12 protein-coding genes are annotated in these 13,291 nt (G+C 70.5%); 6 read left to right on the plus strand and 6 right to left on the minus strand.

The window, feature by feature from the left end:
* Positions 1-64: 64 nt before the first annotated feature.
* Complete coding sequence (locus tag FZ033_RS09015) at positions 65-1,942, plus strand: heavy metal translocating P-type ATPase (RefSeq protein WP_149575829.1); 1,878 nt, start codon at positions 65-67, stop codon at positions 1,940-1,942.
* A gap of 212 nt (positions 1,943-2,154) precedes the next feature.
* Here the strand turns inward: FZ033_RS09015 and FZ033_RS09020 are convergent, their stop codons facing one another.
* The gene (locus tag FZ033_RS09020) at positions 2,155-3,384 is read right to left on the minus strand and encodes an argininosuccinate synthase (RefSeq protein ID WP_149575830.1); all 1,230 of its coding nucleotides are present in this window, start codon (positions 3,382-3,384) and stop codon (positions 2,155-2,157) included.
* A 43-nt stretch (positions 3,385-3,427) separates the two neighbouring features.
* Complete coding sequence (locus FZ033_RS09025) at positions 3,428-4,270, minus strand: phosphatase PAP2 family protein (protein WP_232847434.1); 843 nt, start codon at positions 4,268-4,270, stop codon at positions 3,428-3,430.
* 106 nt (positions 4,271-4,376) lie between these two features.
* Here FZ033_RS09025 and FZ033_RS09030 point away from each other — a divergent pair, with 106 nt between their 5' ends.
* The 3 genes from FZ033_RS09030 to ubiB all read left to right on the plus strand — a co-directional run bounded on the left by FZ033_RS09030 (position 4,377) and on the right by ubiB (position 7,495).
* Positions 4,377-4,991, plus strand: a complete 615-nt coding sequence (locus tag FZ033_RS09030) for a 2-hydroxychromene-2-carboxylate isomerase (protein ID WP_149575832.1) — start codon at positions 4,377-4,379, stop codon at positions 4,989-4,991.
* Positions 4,992-5,091: 100 nt separating this feature from the next.
* The gene (gene ubiE, locus FZ033_RS09035) at positions 5,092-5,904 is read left to right on the plus strand and encodes a bifunctional demethylmenaquinone methyltransferase/2-methoxy-6-polyprenyl-1,4-benzoquinol methylase UbiE (RefSeq protein WP_232847395.1); all 813 of its coding nucleotides are present in this window, start codon (positions 5,092-5,094) and stop codon (positions 5,902-5,904) included.
* A 19-nt stretch (positions 5,905-5,923) separates the two neighbouring features.
* Positions 5,924-7,495: a 2-polyprenylphenol 6-hydroxylase gene (gene ubiB, locus FZ033_RS09040; protein ID WP_149575833.1), complete on the plus strand. Its 1,572-nt coding sequence runs from the start codon at positions 5,924-5,926 to the stop codon at positions 7,493-7,495.
* A 40-nt stretch (positions 7,496-7,535) separates the two neighbouring features.
* Here ubiB and FZ033_RS09045 read toward each other — a convergent pair whose 3' ends face one another.
* Positions 7,536-8,303, minus strand: a complete 768-nt coding sequence (locus FZ033_RS09045) for a class I SAM-dependent methyltransferase (protein WP_149575834.1) — start codon at positions 8,301-8,303, stop codon at positions 7,536-7,538.
* Positions 8,304-8,471: 168 nt separating this feature from the next.
* On the opposite strand from FZ033_RS09045, the gene gloB reads away from it, so the two are divergent.
* On the plus strand, positions 8,472-9,245 hold the full coding sequence (gene gloB, locus FZ033_RS09050) for a hydroxyacylglutathione hydrolase (RefSeq protein ID WP_149575835.1): 774 nt from the start codon (positions 8,472-8,474) through the stop codon (positions 9,243-9,245).
* A gap of 3 nt (positions 9,246-9,248) precedes the next feature.
* Positions 9,249-9,686: a cupin domain-containing protein gene (locus tag FZ033_RS09055; RefSeq protein ID WP_149575836.1), complete on the plus strand. Its 438-nt coding sequence runs from the start codon at positions 9,249-9,251 to the stop codon at positions 9,684-9,686.
* A 42-nt stretch (positions 9,687-9,728) separates the two neighbouring features.
* Here the strand turns inward: FZ033_RS09055 and FZ033_RS09060 are convergent, their stop codons facing one another.
* The 3 genes from FZ033_RS09060 to FZ033_RS09070 form a co-directional block, all read right to left on the minus strand.
* Positions 9,729-10,274 carry a sigma-70 family RNA polymerase sigma factor gene (locus tag FZ033_RS09060; protein WP_149575837.1) on the minus strand — a complete coding sequence of 182 codons (546 nt, stop codon included), beginning with the start codon at positions 10,272-10,274 and terminating at the stop codon, positions 9,729-9,731.
* A gap of 372 nt (positions 10,275-10,646) precedes the next feature.
* Positions 10,647-10,937 carry a con-10 family general stress protein gene (locus FZ033_RS09065; protein WP_041575380.1) on the minus strand — a complete coding sequence of 97 codons (291 nt, stop codon included), beginning with the start codon at positions 10,935-10,937 and terminating at the stop codon, positions 10,647-10,649.
* A gap of 286 nt (positions 10,938-11,223) precedes the next feature.
* Entirely contained in the window at positions 11,224-12,996 is a 1,773-nt protein-coding gene (locus FZ033_RS09070; protein ID WP_149575838.1) for a sensor histidine kinase, read from the minus strand.
* Positions 12,997-13,291: the final 295 nt, after the last annotated feature.

A 13,291-nucleotide genomic window follows, 5' to 3' on the forward strand; every position in this document is an offset into this window, starting at 1 on the left:
ATGCGACCGCATGGCCAAACACTGGCTGGCCAAACGCCGCATGGCCAGCCGCGAGGAGAGATGCATGCCCGGGTCGGCACGGACTGTGATGGGCGTCGGCCTGGCGCGCAACCGCTACCTCCTGCTGACGGCCGCCGTGCTGCCGCTGGTCGTCGGCCTCGGACTGCTGCTGGCGGGGCAGGATCGCGCGGCGTTCCTCGCCTTCGTGGCCGGCACCGTGCCGGTGCTCGCGGTGCTGGTGTTCGACATCGCGCGGGCGCTGGGGGAGGGCCGGTTCGGCCTCGACCTTTTGGCGGCCCTTTCCATGGCCACGGCACTGGCCTTCGGCGAGCCGCTGGCGGGCAATGTGGTCGCCCTCATGTATGCCAGCGGCCAGCAACTGGAGCGCTTCGCCGAAGGTCGCGCCCGCCGGGAGATGACCGCGCTCGCCGCCCGCGCGCCCCGCTCGGCCCTGCTGCGGGAGGGCGACACGCTCCGCGAGGTGCCCATCGGCGCGCTGAAGGGCGGCGACCTCATCGTGGTGCGGCAGGGCGACACGATCCCCGCCGACGGGCGCATCTGCGGCGGCCCGGCGGTACTCGACCAGTCCTCCCTCACCGGCGAGGCGCACCCGGTGCGGCTCGAGGAGGGGGAGGAGGCGCCGTCCGGCGCCGTCAACGTGGGCGGCGCCTTCGACGTGCGGGTACTGCGGCCGGCGGACGAGAGCACCTACGCCGCCATCGTCCGCCTGGTGGAGGCGGCCGCCGCGAGCCGTGCCCCCATGGCGCGCCTCGCCGATCGCTATGCCCTCGCCTTCCTGGTGGTGTCGCTGGCGCTGGCGCTCGCGGCGGCGTTCCTCTCCGGCGATCCGCGCCGGGCGCTGGCGGTGCTGGTGGTGGCGACCCCGTGCCCGCTCATTCTCGCGGTGCCGGTGGCGCTCATGGCCGGCCTGTCGCGGGCCGCGAAGCGCGGGGTGCTGGTGAAGAGCGGCGGCGCGCTGGAAAAGCTCGCCACCGTGCGGGCGCTGGTGATCGACAAGACCGGTACGTTGACCCACGGTCGGGCCCAGCTTCAGGAGATCCGCACCGCGCCGGACTTCGCCCCCGACGAGGTGCTGCGCCTTGCCGCAGCCCTCGACCAGGCTTCGGGCCATGTGGTGGCGGCGGCGCTGGTGGCGGCGGCCAAGGCCCGCGGCCTCGCCCTCGCCGTGCCGGAGGGCGTGGCGGAAGAGGGCGGCGTCGGCGTCACCGGGCGGGTGGAGGGCCGGGAGGTGGCGGTGGGCGGCTGCACTTTCGTCGCGGCGCGGGCGCGCGGCGATCTGGCGGCCTTGCGTACCAGCCTGCCGGCGGCGAGCGCGGTGGTCGCGGTGGCCATCGACGGATGCTTTGCCGGCCTGCTCATCCTCGCCGACCGGGTGCGGGACGATGCGGGGGAGATGGTGCGGGCGCTCCGGGCCGGCGGGGTGGACCACATCGCCCTCGCCTCGGGCGACCGGGTGGAGGCGGTGGAGGCGCTGGGCCGCAGCCTCGGCCTCGACAGCTGGGCCGGCGACCTTCAGCCCGGCGGCAAGGTCTCCCACGTCACCGATGCCCGTGCCCGGCTCGCGGCGGGTACGGTGATGATGGTGGGCGACGGGGTCAACGACGCCCCGGCGCTGGCCGCCGCCGACGTGGGCGTGGCGCTGGGCGCCCGCGGCGCCGCCGCCTCCGCCGAGGTGGCTGACGTGGTGCTGCTGGTGGACCGGCTGGATCGGCTCGCCGAAGCCATGGCCATCGCCCGGCGGGCGCTCGCCATCGCGCGGCAGAGCGTGTTCGTGGGCATCGCCCTGTCGCTCGTGGGCATGGTGGCGGCCGCCTTCGGCCTTCTGGAGCCGGTGGCGGGGGCGCTCTTGCAGGAGGCCATCGACGTGGCGGTGATCCTCAACGCCCTCAGGGTGCTGATCCCCGGGCCGGGGGAGGGGTAGGCACAAAAAAGCCGGCCGCCCCTTCGGACGGCCGGCGCTTTCGTCTCTCTCACCTACGTCATCCCCCGGCTTGACCGGGGGATCCATGGCTCCGCCCGTGCCGGCACGTGGTCCCCAGCCCGTCGGCGCCGTGCCCCCCGGTCGAGCCGGGGGGTGACGCAGGCGAAAGCGAGGGGCGACGTGGGTGATAAGGCGAAGCGACCGGGCCGCGCCTATTCCGAGATCTTGCGCGCCCGGCTGCCGAGGGTGCGCAGGCGCAGGGCGTTGAGCTTGATGAAGCCCGCCGCGTCGCGGTGGTCGTAGGCGACCGCGCCTTCCTCGAAGGTGACCAGATCCTGGTTGTAGAGCGAATAGGGGCTCTTGCGGCCGATGACGGTGGCGTTGCCCTTGTAGAGCTTCACCGTCACTTCGCCGGTCACATAGGCCTGCGAGTGGTCGATGGCGGCCTGCAGCATCTCCCGCTCGGGGGAGAACCAGAAGCCGTTGTAGATCAGCTCCGCATAGCGGGGCATCAGCTCGTCCTTGAGGTGCGCCGCGCCGCGATCCAGCGTGATGCTCTCGATGCCGCGATGGGCGGCGAGCAGGATGGTGCCGCCGGGGGTCTCGTAGACGCCGCGCGACTTCATGCCTACGAAGCGGTTCTCCACCAGGTCGAGGCGGCCGATGCCGTTGGCCTTGCCCAGCTCGTTGAGCTTGGTGAGCAGGCTGGCGGGAGACAGCGCCTCGCCGTTGATGGCCACCGCGTCGCCCTTGTCGAAGGCGATGGTGATGAGGGTCGCCTCGTCGGGGGCCTCTTCCGGGGAGATGGTGCGCTGATAGACGTATTCCGGCGCGTCGTCGGCCGGGTCTTCCAGCACCTTGCCCTCGGAGGAGGAGTGCAGCAGGTTCGCGTCCACCGAGAACGGCGCTTCGCCGCGCTTGTCCTTGGCGATGGGGATCTGGTGGGCTTCCGCGAACTCCAGCAGGCGGGTGCGGGAGGTCAGGTCCCATTCGCGCCAGGGGGCGATCACGGTGATGTCCGGCTCGAGGGCGTAATAGGCCAGCTCGAAGCGCACCTGGTCGTTGCCCTTGCCGGTGGCGCCGTGGGAGACGGCGTCGGCACCCATCCTGCGGGCGATCTCGATCTGCTTCTTGGCGATCAGCGGCCGGGCGATGGAGGTGCCCAGCAGGTACAGGCCCTCATAGACCGCATTGGCGCGGAACATGGGGAAGACGTAGTCGGCGACGAATTCCTCGCGCACGTCCTCGATGAAGATGTTCTCGTCCTTGATGCCGAGCAGCTGCGCCTTCTTGCGCGCCGGCTCCAGCTCCTCGCCCTGCCCGAGATCGGCGGTGAAGGTGATCACCTCGCAATTGTAGGTGGTCTGGAGCCATTTCAGGATCACGGAGGTGTCGAGCCCGCCGGAATAGGCCAGCACCACCTTCTTCACGTCACGCGCCATCACGTCTCTCGGGAATGTCAGGGTGTCAGGAAAGCGGCGCGGACTATAGGCCCGTGCCGCGCCGTGGCAAGTCGTGCCGTGGGCCGTGCCGTGGTCGATCGCGCCGGATCGTCCGCGCCCGGCGCGCAATGCGGCGCCCGAACAGCCGCAGGCCCAGCCAGAGGGTGCGCGCAAACCCTTGCAGCGCAAGGCCGGCGCGGCCGATGGCGCGCTCCACTTCGGCATCGCCGGGCGCGCCCTTGCGGTCATAGAGCAGGAAGCGGGTGGCGACCACGATCAGCACTACCAGGACGCCGGAGAACACCACGTCGGTGAAGAAATGGCCGCCGAAGGCGATGCGCAGGCCCCCCGCAACAGTGCCGAAGGCGACCGCCGCCACCATGGCCACCACCCCGGCCGGTCCCGGCACCAGGCTGGCCGGCGCGGTCAGCCAGAAGCCCAGCGCGCCCTCGCCGGAGACGAAGGAGCAATTGCCCGGGCAAGTGCCGTCGGTGCGATACCAGGGCCGATATTCGTCTTTCCCGCCAAAGGTTTCCACATGCACCGGCCGCGGTCGGCCCCAGTGCGATTTCAGGATGCCGTTGACCACGAGGCCGGGGCCGAGCGCCATGGTGACCGCCAGCAGCACCGCCGCCCTGGGGTTCATGAACATCTTCGCCCTGGGCAGCAGCAGCTTCAGCACGATGGCGGCGAAGGCCGGGGCAGCGATGGCCCAGGGGATCCAGTTGGCGAGATTGCGCACGGTCTGCGCCCAGGGCGCGGCGGCAAGGACGAAATGGCGTCCGGGCGCGTCCCAGAACAGGCTGGCGATGGCCATGTCCCAGTCCGGGAAGACGGTGAACAGGATCGCCACCGCGGCCCCGATCACCAGCGCGAAGAACAGCACCCACTTCAAGGCGTCACCCGACCTCCGGCCACTTTGATCCAACCGCTTGCGGAAAGGCCGTGCCCCGCCGCAGATTGAGGCAGCGATGTACAGGCAGGACGCGCCCATGGCCAGCGGCACCCTCGATTTCTATTACGAGTTCGCCTCGCCCTATTCCTACCTCGCCGCCGCCCGCATCACGGCCCTGGCCGAGCTGGCGGACGTGCAGGTGGTGTGGAAGCCGTTCCTGCTCGGTCCGATCTTCGCGGGCCAGGGCTATACCACCTCGCCCTTCAACACCTACCCGCTCAAGGGCGCCCACATGTGGCGGGACCTGGACCGCCTCGCCGTGCTGGCGCGGCTGCCGCCGGTGACGAAGCCGGACCCGTTCCCGGCCAACGGGCTTCTGGCGGCGCGCCTTGCGGTCTATCTCAATGATGCGTGCCGGCCTTCCTTCACCCGCGCGGTGTTCTATGCCGAGTTCGCCCAGGGCCGGGACATTTCGGACCGCGAGACCCTGCGCCAGGTTCTGGCCGGCCTCGGCCATTTCTACGGCGATGTCATCGCCGAGGCGGAGCAGCAGGAGAACAAGGACCGCCTGCGCCACCAGACCGAGGAGGCCAGGCACCGCGGCATCTTCGGCGCCCCCAGCTTCGTGACGGCGGACCGGGAGCTGTTCTGGGGCAACGACCGGCTGGAGATGGCCCTCGACCACGCCCGCAGCCTCGCAAGGGTGGGGTGAGGGGATCACGCTGCAGTGTGCGACGCCGGCTTTATGGCGCCGGCCGGGATCATCCGATAAGGTCCCGGCCCGAAACAACAGCGTGCGGCCAGATTCCCCAATGACGGACCTGAATACGGACCTGAATACGGACCCGAATTCCCAGCCCGGCGCCGGCGCGCCCCGGACCGAGACCCATTTCGGCTACCGCACGGTTCCGCTCACGCAGAAGCAGGCGCTGGTGGACGACGTGTTCCACAAGGTGGCGCGCCGCTACGACATCATGAACGACTTCATGTCCGGCGGCCTGCACCGGGTGTGGAAGGATGCGCTGGTCTCCAAGGTGCGCCCGCCCCAGGGCACGCGCCCGTTCGAGCTGCTGGATCTGGCCGGTGGCACCGGCGACGTGTCGTTCCGGGTGGTGAAGGCGGGCGGCGCGGGCACCCGCGCCACCGTGGCCGACATCAACGCCGAGATGCTGGCCGTGGGCCGCGAGCGTGCGGAAAAGCGCGGCCTTGGCGACAAGGTCACCTTCACCGAGGCCAATGCCGAGGCGCTGCCCTTCCCCGACCGCTCGTTCGATGCGGTCACCATCGCCTTCGGCATCCGCAACGTGCCGCGCATCCCGCTGGCGCTCACCGAGATGCGGCGGGTGCTGAAGCCCGGCGGGCGCGCCTTCGTGCTGGAATTCTCCAAGGTGGACGTGCCGTTCCTGGACAAGATCTACGAGGCCTATTCCTTCAATGTCATTCCGGAGCTCGGCAAGCGGGTGGCAGGCGATGCCGAGCCCTACCAGTATCTGGTGGAATCCATCCGCCGCTTCCCCAATCCGGAAGTGTTCGCCAACATGATGCGCGAGGCCGGCTTCTCCCGCGTGGACTTCACGCGCATGACCGGCGGCGTGGTGGCCCTGCACTGGGGCTGGCGCATCTGATGGCGCGCGGCATTTGACCATGATCTTCTTCCTCGCCGCCGACGCGGCGCGGCTCGCCCGCGCCGGCTACGTGCTCGCCCGCGAGGGCGTGCTCTCCCTCATGTCCCCGGTGGCGGCCCCGCCCCTGGCGCGCCCGCTGCTGCGCATCGCCCGGCTGATCGCCCGCAAGGATGCCGGCAGCCGGCCGGCGCGCTTCTCGGCGGCCCTGTCCCGGCTCGGCCCGTCCTATGTGAAGCTCGGCCAGTTCCTCGCCACCCGGCCGGACGTGGTGGGCGCCTCGGTGGCGCGCGACCTCGAAGTGCTGCAGGACCGCATGCCCATCATCGGGCAGGAGGTGGCGGAGGCCACCGTCGCCGAGGCCTTCGAGCGGCCGGTGGGCGAGATCTATGCGCAGTTCGGCCCGGCGGTGGCCGCTGCCTCCATCGCCGAGGTCCACAAGGCCGAGGTGGCGGACAAGGACGGCACCCGCCACACGGTGGCGGTGAAGATCCTGCGGCCCGGCGTGGAGCGGCGCTTCTCGTCCGACATGGGCTCGTTCCGCCGCATCGCCCATTTCGCCGAGACCAATTTCGCCGAGGCCCGGCGGCTGCGTCTGGAAACCGTGGTGGATACGCTGGCCCGCTCGGTGTCCATGGAAATGGACCTGCGCCTCGAGGCCGCCGCCTATGCGGAGCTGGCCGAGAACATCGGCGCGGACAAGGAAATCCATGTCCCCCGCGTGGACTGGGACCGTTCCGGCCGCGAGGTGCTGACCACCGAATGGATCGATGGCATCAAGCTCTCCGACAAGGAGGCGCTGGTTGCGGCCGGGCACGATCTCAAGGAGATCGCCCGCGTCATCATGCAGTCGTTCCTGAAGCAGGCCATGCGCGACGGCTTCTTCCATGCCGACATGCATCCGGGCAACCTGTTCGTGGACGCCCAGGGCCGGCTGGTGATCGTGGATTGCGGCATCATGGGCCGGCTCGGCCTGAAGGAGCGGCGGTTCCTCGCCGAGATCCTCTACGGCTTCATCACCCGCAACTGGCGGCGCACGGCGGAAGTGCATTTCGAGGCCGGCTACGTGCCGCTCCACCATTCGGTGGATGATTTCGCCCTCGCCATCCGCGCCATCGGCGAGCCGATCCACTCGCGCACCGCCGACCAGATCTCCATGGCGCGCCTTCTGGCACTGCTGCTGGAGGTGACCGCCCTGTTCGACATGCAGACGCGGCCCGAGCTGCTGCTGTTGCAGAAGACCATGGTGGTGGTGGAAGGCGTCGCCCGCTCCCTCGACCCGCAGCTCGACATGTGGAAGACCGCCCGCCCGGTGGTGGAGGACTGGATCGCCGGCAATCTCGGCCCCGTCGGCCAGCTCCAGCGCGCCGGCGGCGGCCTCTCCGAAATGGCCCATTTCGCCACCACCCTGCCGGGGCTTTTGACCCGCACCGCGCGGGTGATGGAGCAGCTCGACGTGGCGACGCGGGACGGGCTGAGCCTGTCGCCCGCCTCGCTGGAGGGCATCGGCCGCGCCGAGGCCAAGCGCGCCTTCTGGGGCAACCTCGCCCTGTGGGTCATCGCCGCTGCCTTGCTGGGCATCTGGCTGGGCTGAACGCAAGGCGCGTCAGCACGAAGGCCAGCCGCCCGCCCGCTCACTCCGGCATGGAGCGCGGCAGCCGCACCCGGCCTGCCGGCGCGACGCCGCCCACGAGGCTGCCGTCCAGCGCCGGTTCCAGCACTGGGGCGAGGCGGGGCTTGCGGGCGGGGGCCGGGCGATAGAGTTGCTTGGTCGCCTCCACCACCAGTACCCCCGAGAACGGCAGGGAGAACTGGGCGCCGACCCGCTCCCACGCCACTGCCGTGCGCAGGAACCAGCGGCTGGGCGGCGCGTACAGCGCCTCGTTCCAGCCCACGGGGGTGAACAGGGCCTGCCGCAGCAGCGTCACCACCTGGCCGCGGGAGAACGGGCGGCCGTTGCCGAACGGCGTGGTGTCGAGCCGCGCCCACACCCCGCGCCGGTTGGGCACCACGGCGAGCAGCCGCCCGCCGGGGGCCAGCACCCGCCACACCTCGTTCAGCATCTCGGCGGCGTTGGGGGTCATCTCCAAAGCGTGAACCGCCACCACCCGGTCCATGCTGGCGGTGGGAAACGGCAGCAGCGTCTCGTCGGCGAGGGTGGCCAGCGTCGGCGCGGCGGAGGGCCAGCGCACCACCCCCTGCGCCGCCGGCATCACCGCAAGGCAGCGCTCGGCCTCCTCGCGGAACACGCCGAGATAGGGCGTCGCATAGCCGAGGCCCAGCACCCGCAGGTTCGTGACGTTGTCGAAGCGCGAGCGGATGGCCCGCCCCAGCAGGCGCCGCGTCATGATGCCGAGGGGCTGGGCGTAGAAATTGCGCAGGTCGACGACGTCGAGAAACATGGATCCCCTTCTCCCGGCCGCCACCGGTCTGCCGAACGCGCGGTGTGCACACCGCGCCGGCCGCTCTTCCGCTCGGCGGCTTAATAGAGGATCATGCCGGCCGCGTCCGCAACCCATTCGGGCGCCGCGTCGAATGCCGTTCCGCTCGCGCTCCGGAGACCCGAGACCGTGCCAGCCGAAATCCGCCTCGTCCCCTGCCTGTCCGACAATTATGCCGTCCTGATCCACGATCCGGTCACCGAGGCGACCGCCGTGGTGGACGTGCCCGAGGCGACCCCGGTCATCGCGGCGCTGGAGAAGGAGGGCTGGAACCTCACCCATATCCTCGTCACCCATCACCACGCCGACCACACCCAGGGCATCCCGGCGGTGAAGGCGCGATTCGGCGCCACCGTGGTGGGGCCGAAATCCGAGGCCGACAGGATCCCCGGCCTCGACGTGACGGTGGTGGACGGTGATCCGGTGGCCGTGGGCTCGCTGGTGGGGCGGGTGCTGGAGACCCCCGGCCACACCGCCGGCCCGGCCACCTACCTGTTCGAGGGCGAGAAGCTGCTGTTCGCCGGCGACACCCTGTTCACGCTGGGCTGCGGCCGGCCGCTGGAATGCGAGCCGCCGGTGCTGTGGGAGTCGCTGCAGCGCCTGCGCGCGCTGCCGGAAGACCTTCAGGTCTACAGCGGCCACGAATACACCCTCGCCAACGCCCGCTTCGCCGCCACGGTGGACCCGGACAATCCCACCCTCATCCGCCTCTATGGCGACGCGCAGCGGAAGCGGGACGCCGGCGCCCCCACCATTCCCTCGCGGCTGGGCGACGAGCTGGCCGCCAACCCCTTCCTGCGCGCGGACGATCCCGGCATGGCCGAGCGCCTCGGCATGGCGGGGGCGGAGCCGGCCCTCGTCTTCACCGAGCTGCGGCTGCGCAAGAACGCCTTCAAGGGCTGACCGGTGGCTGATGCGCTCAATGGGCTGACCGCCGAGGAGGTGGTCGCCCTCCTTCAGCTGCAGCCGCATCCGGAGGGCGGGCATTTCCGCGAGACCTTCCGGGATATGCCCGAGGGCGGCGGGCGGGGCGCCTCCACCGCCATCTATTTCCTGCTGAAAGCCGGCCAGCGCTCCCACTGGCACCGGGTGGATGCGGCCGAGGTCTGGCACTGGCACGCTGGCGCGCCGCTGACGCTTGCCATCGCCGATGGCGAAGGCCGGCGCGAGGTGGCGCTGGGGCCGGATCTCAAGGCGGGGGAGCGGCCGCAGGCGGTGGTGCCGCCGTTCGCGTGGCAGGCGGCGGAAAGCCGGGGAGCGTGGACGCTGGTGGGCTGCACCGTGGCGCCGGCGTTCCGGTTCGAGGGCTTCGAACTGGCCCCGCCCGGCTGGGAGCCGGACTGAGGTCGCGGGCTTTGTTTAAGCCCGCGCGGCGATTGAGCGAAATCAGCCCACGCTGCGGGCGGCGGACATGGCGACGGCGTCGCCTTCCACCACGTCCGCCGTGGTCTCGGCGCCCATGAGGACGAGCAGCTTGGCGCGGGCGCGGTTCACCCGGCTTTTGATGGTGCCCAGCGCGCAGCCGCACACCTCTGCCGCCTCCTCGTAGGACAGGCCCGCCGCGCCCACCAGCACCAGCGCCTCGCGCTGGTCGTCGGGCAGCCGGGCCAGGGCTTCCTTGAGGGAGGACAGGGTCGCCGACCATTCCTGGCTGGGGCCGATGTTGGTGTCCTGCTGGGCCAAGGCGCTCATGCCGTCGTTCTCGCGGCGGCGCTTGCGGATCTCGGTGTAGTAGGTATTGCGCAGGATGGTGAAGAGCCAAGCGCGCAGGTTCGTGCCCGGATCGAACTTGTCCATGTTCGACAAGGCCTTGAGCAGGGTTTCCTGCACCAGGTCGTCGGCTTCCGTGCGGTTGCGTGTCAGCGACCGCGCGAAGGCGCGTAGCGCCGGGAGGAATTCGAGCACCTGCGTGCGCAGGGCGGCGGCATCCATGTCTCGACGACCCCTTTCCGGGAGATCCCCTTCGCGATCCGCGAGCAAGTCCATTCGGCGGCCTATCTTTCGGGCGAAACGGTGGGGCAACGCGGGGTGTGGCAAGGCAAAGCGTGGCGGCGGTTCACGGCGCTGTATCCTGTACGGAGCGCCCGGCGGATTGGCGCACCGGACAGGGGCGCTGGGCCAAGAAGAATAGTCCCCGCACGCCATCGCCCTCCCTGAAATCACCGGTCCCGACCGACTGTCGCCGAGCGGGACACCACCCGCGGAAAACCCGCGCCGCACAGAAGCTCGGCCGTTCGTCATGCCACTCAACGTCGCCACGGGCCTCCCGGTTCCATCACCGGCGCCGGTATCCGGCGGCGGCGTTCAGGTTGTGCCGCCGGTGGGTGGCGTGCCGCCCGACTGGCTGCTCTTCTGCCCGCCCTTCTGCCCGGCCTGCGAGGCCAGGGCGCGGTCGCGGGAGAAGCTGCGATGTTCGTCGGCGACGCTCTGCCCGCCCTTGCGTCCGGCTTCCGCCGCCAGCGCGCGGTTCTGGAAGAAGCTGCGCTTTTCGGCGGGGACGCTTTCGCCGCCCTTGCGGGCAATGGCCTTCTGCTTCTCCGCGTCCATGGCGGCGAACCCGCGTTGCGATGTGCCCTTGGTTCGAGCCTTGTCCATGTGCTCTGCTCCTGCCAACTGGGACCGTATCGCCATGGCGATACCCCTGGAGCCAGATCCGGTCGGGTGTTTCGGCGGATCCGTCTCCCAATCCAATGAGAACGCGGTGTCCGGTCGGCTTGCGGCGCAGGCCGATGGGCGCGTGCTCCAAGGACAACGAGCCAGGGCGGCTCCGGTTCCGATAGAGCCGCCCAAGTTTGAGGCGGCCTGCGCCCGATCCCGCATGTTCAAGGAAACGCCGCCGTTTTCGCCGGGCTCCAGCCTGCCGTCGGCATGTGGGAAAATCTCAGGCGACGTGGCCGCCCTTGCGGCCCATCTGGGGGCCGGAGGCCGTGCGGCAGGGAAAATCGCCGGCCACCACCACGCCGCCGCCGGCCTCGTCGCGGCAGCCGAGGCTGCCCCCGAGCTGGGCGGCAAATCCGGAGGCGAGGTCGGTGGCCGAGCCCTTCTCGTCCCAGGACCCCGCCGCGCTGCGCAGGGCGATGTGGAGGCGCTCGCCCTTGCGGCTCCCGCTCAGCACCAGGGGCGCGGACCCGGTGCCCGGTGGCAGGGCGAGGTTGAGCGCCACTTCCACCACCATCAGGGCAAGGGGCACCGCCATGTCGGTGGGCAGGGGCACGTCCTGCGCCTCCACTGTGATGCGGACATTGGTGTCGGTGCTGCCCTCGATCAGCGAGGCCAACTCGCCGAGCAGCTCGCGCAGGTGCACCTGCGAGCCGTCATTGGCCTCGTAGAGGATGCGGTGAACGAGGGCGAGGGTGTTCACCCGCAGCCGCAGCTGGTCGAAGCGGCGGCGGTCCTCGCTCTTGCCGATCCCAGATCCGTAGAGGCTGAGCAGGCTCACCACCACCTGGAGGCTGTTCTTGATGCGGTGGTGGATCTCGCGCACCAGCGCGGTCTTCTCGGCCAGGTTCTCGCGCAGGCGGGCGTCGCGGTGGCGCACGGCGAAGGCCATGTTCTCCACCGCATGGCCGAGCACGCGGAATTCCGAGGGCGCCGCATCGAGGCGGGTCGGGCGGAAGCCGTAATGACCCTGCGCGTAGACCGCCGTCACCCGGCGCAGATAGAGCAGCCAGCGCAGGATGATGCGGTCCACCGCCACCCACAGGGCGGCGAGCGACAGGATGATGATGAGCGCCGGCAGGGCGATGCTGGCCGCAACCGTCACGAAGGTCCAGCCGAACAGCCGGTCCGACGGCATGGCGAAGGCCACGGTGAGCCCGTCGCGGCCCAAGGGCGCGGTGGCGAAGGTCCAGCTCCTGCCGGCGGGGTCGGTGCTTTCGTAGAGGCTGCTGCGCAGGTCCTGGCCCACGGTCCGGAACAGCTCGCGCTGGAACAGGGCGGCGCTCATGGTCCGGGCGTTGGACACCAGCTCCTGCCCCCGGTTGGAGAACAGGGCGACGATGCCCGCGGAGGGCGGGGTCTGCTGCTTCAGCAGGTTGTCGAGCCAGCTGATGTCGATGCCCAGGGCGATTGCGCCTTCCAGCCGCCCGGCGGCATCGCGCAGCGGCAGGATGCCCACCAGCACATCCAGATTGGCGCCGGGGCTGCGCGCCGGCCCCACCAGGCTGAAGCCGGTCCTGCCGATGGCTTCCTTCCACCATGCCTCGTCGCCCACCGAGCGGCCGGGGAAGGGCAGGGCCGCGCAGGTCACCCGGCCTTCGGCATCGAGCACGCCGATATTGGCGGCGAATGGCAGGCTGATGGTGGCGCCGCGCAGGGTGGCCGTGCAGCTTTGGCCGGACGCGCGCACCTCTTCCACGTTCTTGAGGGCGTAGAGCACGTTTTCCGTGGAGGCGAAGATGTTCTGCTGGGTGACGGCGGCGGCCACGGCCTGCTGGAGCAGGCGCTGGCGCGCGGCCTCCTCCGCGTTGGAGAGCTGCATCACCCCCTGAGCGATGTTCAGCACCGCGATGGGCGCCAGCGCGAGGAGAACGACGAGGACGAGGCGGCGCCGGACGCTGTCGAAAAGCGTGCGTGGCTGCCCGACTGCCGAGGCAAAGATGGCACTGCGCTCCCTGTCGCGTGCCCGTGCGGCCTCCGCCTTGCCCAAATCCATGATCGCTCCGCAAGGACCGCGGCGCGCCGGACCGACCGGAACCCCGTGCCCGCGCCTCTTTTTTGCGGCCCCCGGCGCAAACCGGAAACGCGCCGCTTATGCTCGTCTGCGCACACAGTATAATGCGGCAGGCGGCGCGAGGTTCCCGTAACATGGGAACTTCCTGCCTGGCTTAGGCGTTACGAGGGTTTGACAGCTGTCGCTTCAGCTCGCGGCCTGGCTTCCGGCAAAGTTCGCGCTTCGCCGGCTCCCGGCTGGCAAGCGGCTGGCAGGTCGGATTACAACACGTCAGTTC

The sequence above is a fragment of the Xanthobacter oligotrophicus genome (assembly GCF_008364685.1).
GTDB lineage: Bacteria > Pseudomonadota > Alphaproteobacteria > Rhizobiales > Xanthobacteraceae > Xanthobacter > Xanthobacter oligotrophicus.